Below are 15,423 nucleotides of genomic sequence, written 5' to 3'. Positions count from 1 at the left end.
AATTAGCGTTATTTTTTATACAAAAATTCTATAGATCAGTTAATATGGATCTATCGAGAATCTAATTTTAGACTCAGTCTTTATGTTTCAATTTATTCAACATCAAAACGATTTATACCCTGTGCTGAACCTGATGGATCAGAGTTCTGTTTACGGGCTGGATACCGAATTTATCAAGGTCGATACTTTGTGGCCGAAACTGGGTGTGTTTCAGATCAATGTAGACAACAAGGTCTATTTGCTGGATGGAACCACCCTGGATCTGACTGAGTTCTTCAATAAAGTTTTTAACGCCCAGCAGAATATTTTTCATGCTTGTAGCGAAGATATAGATCTGCTTTATCACTATACCCAAAAGAAATCACTGACCAATGTGTTTGATACCCAGGTCGGTATGTCTTTTCTGGGGCATGGTCTGCAAGTCAGCTATCAGAATGCGCTCAAACAGATGCTGGAAGTCGATATCGAAAAAGACCAGACCCGTTCTAACTGGCTGGCACGTCCTTTAAGTTCAGAACAATTACTTTATGCGGCCAATGATGTGCATTATCTGGTCAAGCTGTCTGACAAAATCAAACAAGAGCTGGATACGAAATACCTACTGGATTTTGCCTTGCAAGACTGTCGTTTCTTGACTCAGGAAATTGGTGAAGATACACCAACGGCCTTGTTATATCAGGATGTGGGGAATTATCGCCATTCACGCCGTCAGCTGATGCAATTACAGCAATTGATGGTCTGGCGCGATCAGATTGCCAAAGCACTGAATCAGCCACGTAGTTTTATCTTAAAGAATGTCAGTATGATTGATCTGGTCGAGAAGTTCCCGCGCAATAACTTCCAGTTGAGTCAAGTCAAAGATATCCGTTCAAATGTGGTTCGTGAACATGGTAAAACTATTTTAGATTTATTGAAATTCTTGCCGGAACCGGAAAGCTGGCCGTTACGTCTGGCGCGTCCAATCCGTCATTCCTCCAAAGATATCGGCGAAAAGATCGATAACATCATTCAAAATGTAGTCGATGAAACTTCAATTCCAAAAGAAGTGCTGATGCGTAAAAAATGGCTGAATGCCTTGTATCAGCATGTGGTCTTTCAGAAGGATGAGCAGGATCTGCCGGATTATCTGCTGGGCTGGCGCTATGAACTGTTAACCCAGCCACTGATTCAGGTGCTGCATCAAGATGAATCTTATTTATCGACCCAGATGAAAGTCAGCGAGTGATCGCTTGCAGGATTGGTTAAAGATAGAGCAATTATACAAAATCACGACTGATGCATGAGACGTGGCTAATGTTTCTGTCTTTTTTTTGATGTATCCTTGCGGATGTTTTTCCAGAAAAGTCGTTTGAAACATGCAAGTGTCTATCTACAAATCCAGCAAAAAAAGTGAAATGTATCTGTATGTGGCGCGTCCTGCGGATGAAAGCGAAGCTGAAACATTCGAGCCACTCAGCGTATTGTCTGAGCCCGTACAAGCCGCATTTGGACGTGCGACTTTTGTCATGCATCTTGAACTGAGCGAATCGCGTAAACTGGCACGTGCCAATGTATTGCATGTGATGGATTCTATTGCTACACGTGGTTTCTTTTTGCAAATGCCGCCAGAAGGCTTGATTGATCCGAATGCAGTCGCTCCAGAAGGATTGCGTGGCGCTTAATGTTAATTCAGGAGTTGTGAAATGAATGGTTATGTTGCTGTCTTAGACTCAATTCCTGAACAGAGCATTGCTGTTGCGGTTTATCTGCTGGGCAGCCTGATTGCTTTATGGTGCTGGTATGGCGTAACCAGGCGCCTGCCTAAGCCACTGGGTGGTTTTTTGTGGATTTTAGGCTTTGCCATTCTATTGACACCGACGGTATCCGAGGGGCCGAATGCCTCTATCGCACCTGCAATCTTTGGCTTGCTGTTTGGTGTGTTGACCAAACAGCAAGCTCTGATTTGGATTAATGCGTCACTTATTTTATTTGTCATTGGGATTGGATCTGTGATTGGCTATTGCTGGTCGACCTATGTGTCGAACAAGGGCAATCTTCGTGTTCACAAGAAAAGTTCACCGTTGTAAGTAAAAAAATAAGGTTAAATCATGTCTGCTGATCATCAACAATTTTCAGGTACAGCTCAGTACATTGCGACTGACAGTTTAAAGTTGGCGGTTAAAGCTGCCCGTAGTTTACAAAAGCCGTTATTGGTCAAAGGTGAGCCTGGTACAGGGAAAACTTTATTGGCTGAGCAGGTAGCAGAAAGCCTGGGCCTAAAACTGATCACCTGGCATATCAAGTCCACCACCAAAGCACAGCAAGGCCTGTATGAATACGATGCGGTGTCGCGCCTGCGTGATAGTCAGCTTGGTGATGACCGTGTCTATGACATCAAGAACTACATCAAGCCGGGTAAACTGTGGGAAGCATTTACCAGCGAAGAACGTTGTGTCTTGCTGATTGATGAAATTGATAAGGCAGACATCGAGTTTCCGAATGACTTGCTACATGAACTCGATAAAATGTCGTTCTATGTGTACGAGACCGGGGAAACCATTACCGCAACCCAGCGTCCAATCGTCATCATTACCTCAAATAATGAAAAAGAATTGCCCGATGCATTCCTGCGCCGTTGTTTCTTCCACTATATCGAATTTCCGGATGAAGCGACCATGCGCGAAATCATCGATGTACATTTCGAGAATATCTCTGCCACATTGGTCAATGAAGCCTTGCAGGTTTTCTTTAAATTGCGCCAGATTCCGGGCTTAAAGAAACCCCCATCAACGTCTGAGCTGATTGACTGGCTCAGCCTGCTTATGGCTGACGACATGCCGGAAGATATTTTGCGCAATACCGATAAATCCAAAGCGATTCCACCCTTGTACGGCGCCTTGATCAAAAATGAGCAAGATGTACAGTTGCTTGAACGTCTAGCCTTTATGTCACGTCGTTAAGGGAGAAACACGCATGTTTGTGCGACTGTTTTATACCTTACGCAAATATGGCGTACCGGTCTCAACCCGTGAGCTGATCGATTTGAATCAGGCGGTTGCGGCTGGACTGGTCTTTGCCGATCAGGATGAGTTCTATCAGCTGGCCAAAACTGTAATGGTTAAGGATGAGCGCTATTTCGACAAATTCGATCGCGCCATGAAAGACTATTTTGATGGTATTCAGAGCTTTGATATTGATGAACTGCTGAATCAGGTGCATAAGCTGCCCAAAGACTGGTTCGATCTTGAACTGCTTGAAAAGCATTTGACTCCTGAACAGCGCGAAGAGCTGAAAAAAGCCGGATCATTAGAAGAACTGATGAAAATGCTGGAAGAGCGCTTGCGCGAACAGCATAAAAAACATCAGGGTGGCAACAAGATGATTGGTACCGGCGGCACTTCGCCTTTCGGTGCTTATGGCGATCATCCGGAAGGGGTGCGTATTGGTGGACCGGGACGGAAACGCTCTGCGGTAAAAGTCTGGGAGCAGCGTCAATATCGCAACCTCGATGATGAGCAGATTCTGGGAAGTCGCCAGATGCAAATGGCACTGCGCCGTTTGCGTAAATTCGCGCGTCAAGGAGCAGCCGAAGAGCTGGATATCGATGGCACGATTCGTGAAACCGCCAAGCAGGGTATTTTAGACGTACAGCTGGTGCCTGAACGCCGTAACCGCATTAAAGTCTTGATGCTGTTTGATGTCGGCGGTTCGATGGACTCGCATATTGCCCAGTGTGAAAAGCTGTTTAGCGCAGCCAAAACCGAATTTAAAACCCTGGACTATTTTTATTTCCATAACTGCCTGTATGACTATGTCTGGAAAGACAATATCCGCCGTTCCAGCTCGCGCATGAATACCTGGGATTTATTCAATACCTATGGCCGTGATTACCGGGTGATTGTGGTTGGTGATGCCAGTATGGCGCCTTATGAAATCACCTCGGTCGGTGGTTCGGTTGAATATATGAATGATGAAGCAGGACAGGTCTGGTTGCAGCGTCTACGTCAGCATTTTGATAAAACCGCATGGCTCAATCCCGAAGAAGAAAATTATTGGCATTACACGCATAGCATTGGTTTGATTAAGCAAATCTTTGAGAACCATATGTTTCCAATGACCTTAAAAGGCATAGAGGATATGACCAAATATTTGGCACGTTAATTCCATTTTTCTATCAGTGACTTTATCTATTGTTATTAGTGCTTTAATGAAAATCGCTTTAAGATGAAGTCACAATTTCTATTTTAAATCCAGTTTTCAGGGATCGCTATGGATCATCAAATTAATGGTATTGCATTACCGAATGAAGCAGGTTTCTTTGGTAATTATGGCGGTCAGTTCATTCCGCCTGATCTTAAACAGGCGATGGATGATATTAATGTTGCATATCAGGAAATTCGCCATACTCCGGAATTTCAAAACGAGCTGAAAGACTTGTTTGCCCACTATGTCGGTCGCCCGAGTCCACTATTTCATGCCAAACGTCTGTCTGAAAAATTGGGCGGCGCACAGATTTACTTAAAACGTGAAGATCTGAACCATACCGGTGCACACAAGATCAATCACTGTCTCGGTGAAGCTTTGCTGGCCAAATACATGGGCAAAACCAAAGTCATTGCAGAAACGGGTGCGGGGCAGCATGGAGTAGCATTGGCAACGGCCTGTGCCTTGGTTGGTATTCCCTGTGAAATTCATATGGGCCAGGTGGATATCGAAAAAGAACATCCAAATGTCGTGAAAATGAAGATTCTGGGTGCTAAGCTGATTTCCGTTACGCGTGGAACGGCAACGTTGAAAGATGCAGTTGACAGTGCCTTCGAAGAATATTTAAAAGATCCAAAAAACTTTATCTATGCGATTGGTTCAGTGGTCGGTCCACATCCATTTCCAATGATGGTGCGTGATTTCCAGTCCATTATTGGTGATGAAATCAAGGTTCAAACCAATGAGCGTTTTGGTGCAAATCCTGACTATGTCGTTGCCTGTGTGGGTGGTGGTTCAAATGCAGTGGGGGCATTCACGGCATTTTTGAATGAACCAGATGTGAAATTGGTCGGTGTAGAGCCGGCAGGTCATGGTTTGGACACTGATATGCATTCGGCGACTTTAACTTTGGGTAAACCAAGTCAATTACATGGTATGGCCTGTTATGTTCTGGAAGATGAACAGGGCGAACCTTTGCCGGTTCATTCGATCGCATCAGGTCTGGATTATCCAGGGGTGGGTCCGCAGCATAGTTTGCTTAAAGACTTAGGTCGGGTTGAATACACCACAGCGACCGATCAGGAATGTCTGGATGCTTTCATGACCTTGTCACGTGTCGAAGGTATTGTGCCGGCATTAGAAAGTTCACATGCAGTCGCTTGGGCGATTCGTGAGGCGGGTAAGTTGCCAAAAGAAGTCAAAATCGTGGTCAATCTTTCTGGGCGTGGTGATAAAGACTCAGATTATGTGGCAGAGAAGCTGGGTTTAAATTAAGTTCGCTGACAATATTGATATAAAAATCCCGGTCATGTACCGGGATTTTTTATAGGTGAAATCTGCGTCTTTGTCATGACTTTATTATTTAAATTAAGGGCCTTTAAACTTGATTTTTGCCATGTTTCAGATCTTTTAAAAACACTAAACTGCTTTTAACCTGAAATATATTGCTGTAATTGATCAATCAGTTTGCGTTGGTCATCCATTGCTGCTTTGACCAAATCTCCGATTGAAATCAGACCAAGCAGTTTTTCATCTTCTACCACTGGCAGATGCCGTAGATGGCGCTCAGTCATTAAGGCTAAACAGTCTTCTACAGTCGTCGAGGTATTTACGGTAATCACTTTAGAGGTCATGATTTCATTGACTGTGGTATCGAAAGAGGTTCTTTGCATCAGGGCGATTTTACGGGTGTAATCCCGCTCCGACAAAATCCCTACCACGTTATCTTCATGCGTTACCACAAGTGCCCCGATTCCTTTATCAGCCATCAAGGTGATGGCCTCTAAAACAGTAGAATCTGGACGGATGGTATAAATAGCTTGATGCATTTTTTCATTCAGCACCTGTGCCACATTGGTCATGCTTCATCATCCTTACTGGTCAATTTATTATTAATCCTAGAGTATGCCTTCAACCTGAACATCTCTAAGTGTTTAGGTTTTAGTCTTTATAAATAGCATGTTATTTACGCAATGTGCAGTCTTTGTTGTGAAAAAAATAGATGACGCATCTGTGCAGTGCTCAGTTTAAGTCTGGTGCCATTGGTATTGCACAGGGCTGGGGTGACATTCAGGCGCGACAAGGTCGGCAATAATGCATTTTCAAAATCTTCAGAATTGATTTTACGCGGAGCATAATCAGGCCAATGTTGCTGGGCATAATTTTTGGCATCGAGAGGATTTAGCCAAAACGGGAAAATACAGTCTTCCTGATCACGCATCATTGCCCAGCCTTTATGATATGCGCCCCATAGCTCGCCACAATTCCTTAAAGATTTCAGCATGGTGATCTTGAAAAGGGATTCTTTACAGATCGGATCAATTTGAATAATTTTTCGTGGTTTCATTAGAATAAAGTGCTATTGGATGTCAGACCCTATTCTAGGAACTTTATAAGTAATTACTGTTTCAGCTTTGCAAGGATTGGTAAGAAAATATGTATTTATTGCTATTTATCGAAAAAAAGGGCTGAAAAAAACGCCACCTAGGTGACGTTTCATTATGCTTGCAGGGTGGCCATGTTCTGCCAGTACTGCGCTTTGAGTGAATCCCGTTCTACACGGAAACCTTGATAATAAAGTTCTGCTAAAAAAAGTGCTGCTTTACCATGACCTGCACGAGCTGCATCTTCAAGCTGTTTTACCGCATCCACAAAGTTCATTTGGGATTGGATGGTATTCACGGCATCTGCATACAGATGTTCCAGATCGTGTTGAGAGAGTTGTTGTATCATATAAAAACTCCTTAATTTTAATTATGATTACAGGACAGACTAATCAGTCTAAATACAAATATAACTTAGTATTGTTAAACTAATATTACAAAATAATGGAAAAGTCAACCATTCGATTTTATTCGTTTACTTTAGTTATAGTTTACATGACTAAACTATACACACTTATAAATATTATTAAGATAAATTGTAAATAGAGATCAAACAATAAGGAGAAAGCCATGATGACAAGAACTTTAGATGGTGTAAATTTTGATATGCCACCAACTGCTGGGCAAATCCTTGAACTTGCACATTTGCATCGCAAGAAACTGGATGACGCTATATTTAGTAAATATACGCATCTAGGTAATTATGGACTGGCACAACGTAAAGAGGTGTATGACTTTACCCGTGCTCTGGACGTCAATCAGCGTGAGCAGTTCTATAAACTCTATAATGGCGAGTTGGTTCGAATTGCAGATGAAGATCGCCTGCATCCCCCTGAAGCAGAAGCGGGGTTAAGTAAATTTGCTGTTGCACTGGTATTGGTGATTGTAGCATTGGTGCTCTATTCCACTATTCTGAGCAGAATGATGAGCTAATCCGCAGAGTCGTGGATTTTAGCCCTGCTAAATATGGCGCTACTGACTTGAACTTATATAAGCCTAACCATACACTACCTTTAACTTGAGGTAGTGTATGTCTATAGATACAGAAAAGTTAATTCAATGGTTCAGCAGAATCAAGCTGGAACAGATTTATAATATTGTTGTCATTTTTATGGTTGTGGTAATTTTATTTTTAGCCGCATTGGCTCTCTATCGTCCGCTTAACATCTCTCAAATCACCCAGATTCGGCAACTTTCTGAACAGCAAAATTTGCCCCAAACTCAGGATCTGGCACTGGCTCTGTTAGAGCAGCAGCACATCCGTCGTGGGCAGTATCTTAAATTGATGCAGGCCTATCAGCAGGAGTCTCTGCGGGCGCGTCAGCTGCCACCGCTCTCGGTGGAGATGCCTTAGGCACAGGGTTTGCTGGCAAATTGAAATTGGCATCCATTAAATTCTGCTCCAAGCGCATTTTCAAGGCATCTTTATCCAGTTCTTTATTGACCACGACCAGCGTTAGGCGGTCTGGATGTAAATGTTTGCGTATTGCATTTTGCACATCCTTTGCGCTAATTCTGGCCAGACGTTCCGGATAACTAGATAAATAATCATTTTGCTCACTATAAAAGCCCATATTGCCTAACTGGGCATTAATGGTGGCATTGCTGCTGTAATTGTTAGGGAAGGCGCGCAGCATGCCTGCTTTGGTTTCTTCCAGACGTTGAGTGTCAATCGGTTGGCTGACAAAATTGATAAATGCCTGATGTGCAACCTGAATACTTTCTAGTAGCTGATCCTGCCGTGTAGAATATTTAAAGCTGAATACTCCGGGTGCCTGACTAAAGCTGAATGAGCTATAAGCGCCGTAGCTAAAACCACGTTTGACCCGCAGTTCCTGCATCAGTACTGCATTAAATCCACTCCCGCCAAACATGCGGTTGGCGACTTCTAGGGCCAGTCGATCTTCAGTAAAGCGTGATGGCCCTATATGTCCAAAAGTGATATGCGCCTGAGACGAGTTATAGGGTAAATGCACCACTTCAAAACCAGATTTAATTTCAGGCTGTGGTAATGCAGCTGCTTTTTGACCTTGAGTTAAATTGCCGGCAATCCGTTCTGACAGTTCCAGCGCCTGTTTGGGGCTGAGTTTACCGGTAATAGCAATATTCATATTTTGCGCCACCAGAAACTGATCACGGAATTGTTTTAATAATTCGGCATTAATTTTCTTGGTACTGCCTTGGGTGCCACTGATTGGTTCTGCATAAGGATGCTGACCATATAGAGTACGATAAAAACGAATATCCATCAGCCGGCTTGGATTTTCCTGTAATTGCTTTTGTCCCACTTGGGTATTGCTTAAAGCCAGATTAATACTGGCGGGTTTAAATGACGCATTCTTTAGAACTTCCATCATCATTCCGAGTGCCGGTTCCAATTTATTTGGATCTGAAAGCGTACGCAGCCGAACCACAAACATGTCTCGATAGGCCTGTACGCTAAATTGTGCGCCGGCTTGGTCAAAAATTGCCGCCACCTGATTCGCACTATATCTGTCTGTGCCTTCACGCATCAGCCTGGCTGCCATGCTGGACAGGCCATAGAGTCCTTTAGTAATTTCTTGATCACGCGCCGAGCCGGCATTAAAGGTCAGCTGGATATCCACCATTGGAAGATCTTGGGTTTCAACAAATAGCGTACGTACCTGATAGCGATTGTTCAGGTCGTGAATATACGGTGCCTGAAATTCACGCTGCGGATTGAGATTTTTCAGGCTTTGCAACAGAGGGATAGACTGTAACTGACTCGGATTATCGTTTTGATCGGGTTGAGGGTCCAGATAATTTTCTGCATGAACAGCAGAAGCAAAACTTAAAATAAAAATAAGTAAAAAAGGGCGAAGATGATGACGCATTGCAATCCCCATTATTGGGCTTTTTGTTCAGGTGAGAGATAAAGTGTGCTGAGATTGTCTCGGACGAAATAGGCATTGGCGACACGCTGGATATCCTGAACGCTGACACTTTCAAAATGCTTGGGTAGTTGATCCATCAGCCGATAACTCAGTCCATTGACTTCCAGATTGCCAATCATTTTGGCCTGGCCGGCAATATCATCCTGACTATAAATCAAACTGGAGATAAAGCGGGTACTGATACGATCTACTTCCTGTTGGGTCATGGCGGTGGTTTTGAGTACATCCACTTCATCCTGAATCGCTTGTTGTGCCTCTTGCAAAGATACGCCTGGCGCAGGTAAGGCAGAAATGCCAAACAGGCTGTCACCACGATTATAAGGATCATAAGAAACGCTGACAGAGGTCAGAATTTTACGATCACGCACCAGACGGTCTTGCAGGCGTGAAGAAATGCCGCTGTCCAAAAGGCTACGAATAATGGTCAAGGCATACGCATCTTGGGGGTTTTTGGCAGTGCCGAGGGATTTCACATTCCAGGTCATGTACAGATTGGGCACCTGAACATTACTGTTAATTTCCATATGTCGATAGCCTAAGCGTTCAAACTCCAGCACATCATTACGTGGCGGTGTTGGACGCGCAGGAATATCTCCAAAATATTTTTGCACTTGCGCTAAAGCCGCTTCCGATTCCACATTTCCGACAATTACCAGAATGGCATTATTCGGGCTATACCAGTCCCGATACCATTTTTTGATATCATTTAACTGAATATTATTTAGAGTTTTCATATGTCCAATCACCGGTTGGCGATAATGGCTGGTCGGATAACTGATCCATTTAAAGCGTTCAAAGGCCTGAGCGCGCGGGTTGTCATCGGTACGCTGGCGCCGTTCTTCCATCACCACTTTAATTTCTGGCGCAAAGTCCTGCTGCCGCAGTAATAAATTGCTCATGCGGTCAGATTCAAGTTCCAGTGCCATGGGGAAATAGGCTTTAGGATAGAGCTGATAATAATTGGTGTAATTGGTAAAGGTGGCGGCGTTGATGCTGCCGCCATAAATCCGGCTCAGACGGTTAAATTCGTCATTTGGAACTTTATGCGTACCTTTGAACATCATATGTTCAAGTGCATGCGATACCCCCAGAATATTGCCAGATTCATCACTGCTGCCGACTTTATACCAGATCTGGGTCATCACCATGGGCGCACGATGGTCTTCCCGAATAATGACTTTTAATCCATTGCTTAAAGTCGTTTCAAAAGTGGTGCGTGATAATTCACTGCGAGTCTGGGCTTGGGCCTGATTAATACTTAATCCCAGCAATAAGGCACCAAGTGGATAAAGTGTTTGTTTAATCATTCTGGAAAAAGAGGAGACAGTCAAAAAGGTGGCGGACACTAGATCTCCCAAAAATAGGCATTTGTATTTAGGGTTATTTTTAATAAATGCGGAGATGAAAGCAACCAAGAGCTGTAGCTTTTTGGTATGTTTGTCCAGCATTTGCATTGCTAGCTGCAAAGCAGGCAAGTTATGGTAGAATCTGGGTTTTTAACGCAATGCTTTTCAAGGATTCGGCATGCAACAGCAATCTAATGGGCAAAACAAATTTTTGATTGATGCTGATATCGGAGATGATGATGTCACATTACCGAGCTTACCTGCGGTCAATGTGCCTATCGTAGAAACGCCAAGCGAAGCAGCTGTAGTTTCTGCACCTGTCGTAACAGAAACTGAAAATGAAGATTCTGCGGCGAAAGGTGGCTTCTTTAGCCGTATGAAAGAGGGTTTAACCAAAACCCGTAAAAACCTTGCCGATGGGATGGTCAATATCCTGATCGGTGGTAAAGAAATTGATGATGAATTATTAGAAGAAGTCGAAGAGCAGCTGCTGGTGGCCGATATTGGTGTGGAAGCCACCAAGACCATCATTGCTAACCTGACCGAGCGTACCGAACGTGGTGACTTGATCTACTCGCATTCACTGTATAAGGCGCTTCAGGAAGAACTGGTGGCTTTATTGGCACCCCGGGTAAAACCGCTACACATTGATCCGAATAAATCGCCTTATGTGATTTTAGTGGTCGGTGTAAATGGTGTAGGTAAAACCACCACGATTGGTAAACTGGCCAAACGTCTGCAAGGTGAAGGCAAGACTGTCATGCTGGCGGCAGGTGATACTTTCCGTGCAGCTGCAACGGAGCAGCTGCAAATCTGGGGTGAGCGTAATAATATTGCGGTCGTGGCTCAAGGCAATGGTGCAGACTCGGCTTCAGTCATTTTCGATGCTTTTGAAAGTGCGCGTGCCAAAGGCGTAGATGTATTAATTGCTGATACAGCTGGTCGTTTGCATAACAAAGGTCATTTGATGCAAGAGTTGACCAAAGTAAAACGTGTCATGCAGAAAATTGATGCGACTGCACCACATGAAGTGATGTTGGTTGTCGATGCCGGAACAGGTCAGAATGCCATTAACCAGGTCGAAATGTTTGATGAGGCGGTAGGCCTAACCGGTTTGACCATTACCAAGCTCGATGGGACTGCCAAAGGTGGCGTACTGTTTAATATTGCCAGTCGTACTCATGTGCCGATTCGCTTTATTGGTGTGGGTGAGAAAATTGATGACTTGCGTCCTTTCTCTGCCAAATCTTTTGTTGCTGCATTGTTTGAAACTGAAAATAAATAATGCGTGATAATTCACACAAACTCCGCTAAGTGCGGAGTTTGTTGTTTTTGAGGGGTTTGAATGCTTTAAAAATCAGCTAGAAAATATGAACCAGATCTATCTACCGTAATAAAGCCATTATACTTGTATGGGATTATTCGAGCTGTTTTAGCTGGGTTTTGTGGGGGGAAGAAATGGCATTGCTAAATAAAATTGGTCAGGTATTAACAAGTGATATAACCAAGGACTTTAAATTTTCGAAAAAAAACAAACCTGATGATGATTTGAAACTGACTTTTGTTGATCAGTTGAAAAAGCGCCGTAGTATTTATGAACTTGGCAAGCGGGTACATTATAGTCAGGCGTATCTGAGTGAAATGCTTCAGGCAGCAGTTCGCAGTTGTCCTTCAGCCTATAATTCCCAAAGTACGCGGATTGTAGTGTTATTTGCGGATTCTCATTATAAGTTTTGGGAACTTGTCAAACAGGTTCAGCGCCAGCATGTGCCCACACATATTTACGAAGGTGCAGAGATCAAGTTAAATCAGTGTGCCGCGGCATATGGCACGATTTTATTTTACGAAGATCAAGCCGTGATTCAGCAACTACAAAAGAAAATGCCGCTCAATGCAGAAGATTTCCCGATCTGGTCTGAACAGACATCAGGAATGGCGCAATTTGCCGTGTGGACTGCATTGGCAGATTCGGGTTTAGGTGCATCTTTACAGCATTATAATCCGCAGATCGACACTTTAGTCGCCGAGCATTTTGACATTGAAAAGAGCTGGTTGTTACGTGCCCAACTTTGCTTTGGCTCGATTGAGCAGGCAGCAAAAGAAAAATTAGAACAGCAAGATCAGCACTTTTTTAAAGTATTGGGTTAAAAACCGATGAAGGACGGTATAGCAGCATGGATGCTGCGAATGAAATCTAATACAAATATTCTATTCAGATCTAAGTCTGATTGTTCTATAAATAAAACACATTGTTATGGGAATGCACCTGTTTTAAGTGCTCAAAACACGTAGTATGACTTTATCAGTTTTTAATAATCAAAATACATAGAGGTGAATTTATGGCATTTTTAGATCAAATCAAACAGCGCCGAAGCATTTATACCATTGGGAAAAATGTGAGCCTGGAGCAGGCTGAAATTGAAAATCTCATTAAAGATGCAGTTAAACATAGCCCATCATCTTTTAACTCGCAAACTTCTCGTGTGGTAATTTTATTTGGTCAATCACATGATACTTTCTGGCATATTGTGCGTGAAACCTTGCGTGATCTTGTTTCGACAGATGCATTTGAAGCAACCAATAATAAAATTAATGGTTTTGCAGCAGGTTATGGCACCGCATTGTTTTATGAAGACCAGAATGTGGTGAAATCGATGCAAGAACAGTTTGCACTCTATGCCGATAACTTCCCGGTCTGGTCAGAGCATTCTTCAGCCATTGCGCAGTTTGCAACCTGGACAGCTTTGGCAGAGAAAAATATCGGTGCCTCGTTGCAGCATTACAATCCAATTATTGATGAAGAAGTTGCACAAACTTTTGAAGTCCCATCGCACTGGAAGCTTCGCGCGCAATTGGTCTTTGGTTCTATTGAAGCACCTGCAGGCGAAAAAACCTTTATGGATGATGCGGAGCGTTTTAAAACCTTTGCATAAATCGGGTTTCAGCTAAAAGAAGTGCTTTTGTGCTTCTTTTTTTATTTGTACTGGCTAATAGCAGATAATTTAAAATTGCTAGTCAAATAAATGCTAAAAGTTCAGGTGAAATAAGAGAAGTTTTTGTCATAAAATTGTCATTTCGACGCGGCATAGTGCAGCTCAACTTTAATAATTAACTTGAAATGAGTAGATGATATGGATTTTCGTATTGCGGCAACTGTAGCGGCACTGTTGTTTAGTACCTCGGTTTTTTCAGCGGTGACTATTACAGTACCTGAAGAAATTAAGATCGTTGCGGTAAATAATCAGGAAATAAAATCAAGTCTATTACGTTCTAATTCAACTTATAAACTGGATGCTGGAATGAATAATATCAGCGTCCGCTATAATGAGTTTTTTCAGCACTCTGATAATTCACATGACATTTTAAAGTCGGGAGTGCTTACTGTAAAAACTCCAGAGCTTAAAGATGGTGAAACCTATCGTTTAGCGTTAATTAATGCACCTCAGAATTTTGACGAAGCTAAAAAGTACCAGGATCAGCCCATCATTGGCTTATATGATGCAAAAAATCAGCTGCTTGTTCAGCAAGCGGGCGCTAAAGATGCAGCGAGAACATGGTTTGCAAATAATGTATTGACCAAAACAGTCGAGATGAGTAGCAAGTCAGCAACATCACTTAATCAACCAGCACCTGTATATGCTCAGGCAGCTAGTGTAGCTACGGTCGCCACTCCTCAAACTCAATTCATCGGGCAGAATGATCAACAACTCATTCAATTATGGCAAAAGGCCTCCAAAGCTGAACGTCAAAAATTTATGACTTGGTTGGCTGAACAGACGAATTAAAAGATAAAGTATGAAGGATCAAATGGTATTGATGCTTTTTTAATAGGTAGAGTGCAGAGATTTATATTTGGTTATACTTTTAATGCAAAAAATCTGGAAAACCTCTCAGAAAAGGCTAAAAATAACATTTTAGATTAAAAAATAAACGTACACGTCACTTTTTTGAATCTTTTTGAGAAAAGCCCTTGCGCTTGTTTTTAAAGTGTATAGAATACGCTGCATCAAGGCGATACAGCAAAACGAACTTAGCTGATTAAGTTGGGTTGTTGTGTGAGTTGCCTAGTAACTTGTTTCTGACGAAGAGCAAGAAGATCATTAAGAGCTTATGAAGAACAACTTGTGTGGATTTTTACTGGTTGATCGATCGAAATTATTTTCATTGATTGATGGTAGAAATGACTCGAAGTTTATTTGAGAAATATTTGTCAGGAAATTGATGAGCCAAGATTGGTGCCCTTTAAGGCACTACATAGTATTAAACTGAAGAGTTTGATCATGGCTCAGATTGAACGCTGGCGGCAGGCTTAACACATGCAAGTCGAGCGGGGAAAGGTAGCTTGCTACCTGGCCTAGCGGCGGACGGGTGAGTAATGCTTAGGAATCTGCCTATTAGTGGGGGACAACATCTCGAAAGGGATGCTAATACCGCATACGTCCTACGGGAGAAAGCAGGGGACCTTCGGGCCTTGCGCTAATAGATGAGCCTAAGTCGGATTAGCTAGTTGGTGGGGTAAAGGCCTACCAAGGCGACGATCTGTAGCGGGTCTGAGAGGATGATCCGCCACACTGGGACTGAGACACGGCCCAGACT

The 15,423-nt window shown here is 43.0% G+C and carries 17 protein-coding genes and 1 rRNA gene; 13 read left to right on the top strand and 5 right to left on the bottom strand.

Annotated elements, in window-relative coordinates:
- The first annotated feature begins 82 nt into the window (after window positions 1–82).
- From FTU44_RS00090 to trpB, 6 genes are all read left to right on the top strand, one after another.
- Complete coding sequence (locus FTU44_RS00090) at window positions 83–1,225, top strand: HRDC domain-containing protein (RefSeq protein ID WP_074383191.1); 1,143 nt, start codon at window positions 83–85, stop codon at window positions 1,223–1,225.
- Between the two features lie 130 nt (window positions 1,226–1,355).
- Window positions 1,356–1,661, top strand: coding sequence for a YcgL domain-containing protein (locus tag FTU44_RS00085; RefSeq protein ID WP_005097076.1), 306 nt, complete (start codon window positions 1,356–1,358; stop codon window positions 1,659–1,661).
- Window positions 1,662–1,682: 21 nt separating this feature from the next.
- A complete protein-coding gene (locus tag FTU44_RS00080; protein WP_180049033.1) occupies window positions 1,683–2,066 on the top strand; it encodes a hypothetical protein in 384 nt (127 codons plus the stop codon).
- 21 nt (window positions 2,067–2,087) lie between these two features.
- Window positions 2,088–2,939 carry a MoxR family ATPase gene (locus tag FTU44_RS00075; protein ID WP_005097074.1) on the top strand — a complete coding sequence of 284 codons (852 nt, stop codon included), beginning with the start codon at window positions 2,088–2,090 and terminating at the stop codon, window positions 2,937–2,939.
- Window positions 2,940–2,952: 13 nt separating this feature from the next.
- On the top strand, window positions 2,953–4,140 hold the full coding sequence (locus FTU44_RS00070; RefSeq protein WP_159138293.1) for a VWA domain-containing protein: 1,188 nt from the start codon (window positions 2,953–2,955) through the stop codon (window positions 4,138–4,140).
- 108 nt (window positions 4,141–4,248) lie between these two features.
- Window positions 4,249–5,457 carry a tryptophan synthase subunit beta gene (trpB, locus tag FTU44_RS00065; RefSeq protein WP_180049031.1) on the top strand — a complete coding sequence of 403 codons (1,209 nt, stop codon included), beginning with the start codon at window positions 4,249–4,251 and terminating at the stop codon, window positions 5,455–5,457.
- A 155-nt stretch (window positions 5,458–5,612) separates the two neighbouring features.
- Here trpB and FTU44_RS00060 read toward each other — a convergent pair whose 3' ends face one another.
- From FTU44_RS00060 to FTU44_RS00050, 3 genes are all read right to left on the bottom strand, one after another.
- Window positions 5,613–6,044, bottom strand: a complete 432-nt coding sequence (locus tag FTU44_RS00060) for a CBS domain-containing protein (protein WP_005097071.1) — start codon at window positions 6,042–6,044, stop codon at window positions 5,613–5,615.
- A 104-nt stretch (window positions 6,045–6,148) separates the two neighbouring features.
- A complete protein-coding gene (locus tag FTU44_RS00055; protein ID WP_005097070.1) occupies window positions 6,149–6,529 on the bottom strand; it encodes a DUF2750 domain-containing protein in 381 nt (126 codons plus the stop codon).
- Between the two features lie 152 nt (window positions 6,530–6,681).
- A complete protein-coding gene (locus tag FTU44_RS00050; RefSeq protein WP_005097069.1) occupies window positions 6,682–6,915 on the bottom strand; it encodes a hypothetical protein in 234 nt (77 codons plus the stop codon).
- A gap of 224 nt (window positions 6,916–7,139) precedes the next feature.
- On the opposite strand from FTU44_RS00050, the gene FTU44_RS00045 reads away from it, so the two are divergent.
- Both FTU44_RS00045 and FTU44_RS00040 read left to right on the top strand, forming a co-directional pair.
- Window positions 7,140–7,499: a hypothetical protein gene (locus tag FTU44_RS00045; protein ID WP_035337940.1), complete on the top strand. Its 360-nt coding sequence runs from the start codon at window positions 7,140–7,142 to the stop codon at window positions 7,497–7,499.
- A 97-nt stretch (window positions 7,500–7,596) separates the two neighbouring features.
- Window positions 7,597–7,920 (top strand): hypothetical protein, encoded by a 324-nt coding sequence (locus FTU44_RS00040; protein WP_005170656.1) that lies wholly within the window; start codon window positions 7,597–7,599, stop codon window positions 7,918–7,920.
- On the opposite strand, the gene FTU44_RS00035 is transcribed toward FTU44_RS00040, so the two are convergent.
- Window positions 7,844–9,421 (bottom strand): pitrilysin family protein, encoded by a 1,578-nt coding sequence (locus tag FTU44_RS00035; protein WP_179999497.1) that lies wholly within the window; start codon window positions 9,419–9,421, stop codon window positions 7,844–7,846. The genes FTU44_RS00040 and FTU44_RS00035 overlap by 77 nt on opposite strands.
- Before the next feature lie 11 nt (window positions 9,422–9,432).
- Complete coding sequence (locus FTU44_RS00030) at window positions 9,433–10,827, bottom strand: pitrilysin family protein (protein WP_180049030.1); 1,395 nt, start codon at window positions 10,825–10,827, stop codon at window positions 9,433–9,435.
- Window positions 10,828–11,005: 178 nt separating this feature from the next.
- On the opposite strand from FTU44_RS00030, the gene ftsY reads away from it, so the two are divergent.
- The 5 genes from ftsY to FTU44_RS00005 form a co-directional block, all read left to right on the top strand.
- Window positions 11,006–12,112, top strand: a complete 1,107-nt coding sequence (gene ftsY, locus FTU44_RS00025; protein WP_005097061.1) for a signal recognition particle-docking protein FtsY — start codon at window positions 11,006–11,008, stop codon at window positions 12,110–12,112.
- Window positions 12,113–12,285: 173 nt separating this feature from the next.
- Window positions 12,286–12,975, top strand: coding sequence for a nitroreductase family protein (locus FTU44_RS00020; protein WP_005097060.1), 690 nt, complete (start codon window positions 12,286–12,288; stop codon window positions 12,973–12,975).
- A 191-nt stretch (window positions 12,976–13,166) separates the two neighbouring features.
- Window positions 13,167–13,760: a nitroreductase family protein gene (locus tag FTU44_RS00015; RefSeq protein WP_005097059.1), complete on the top strand. Its 594-nt coding sequence runs from the start codon at window positions 13,167–13,169 to the stop codon at window positions 13,758–13,760.
- A 198-nt stretch (window positions 13,761–13,958) separates the two neighbouring features.
- Entirely contained in the window at window positions 13,959–14,612 is a 654-nt protein-coding gene (locus tag FTU44_RS00010; RefSeq protein ID WP_100357024.1) for a DUF2057 domain-containing protein, read from the top strand.
- Window positions 14,613–15,089: 477 nt separating this feature from the next.
- Window positions 15,090–15,423 (top strand): 16S ribosomal RNA (locus FTU44_RS00005); the annotation flags it as partial.

The organism is Acinetobacter sp. YH12105 (assembly GCF_013419095.1).
In the GTDB taxonomy this organism is placed as follows: domain Bacteria; phylum Pseudomonadota; class Gammaproteobacteria; order Pseudomonadales; family Moraxellaceae; genus Acinetobacter; species Acinetobacter pseudolwoffii.
Note: the sequence above shows the minus strand (reverse complement) of the source record. Positions and strands in the feature narration are given on the sequence as shown.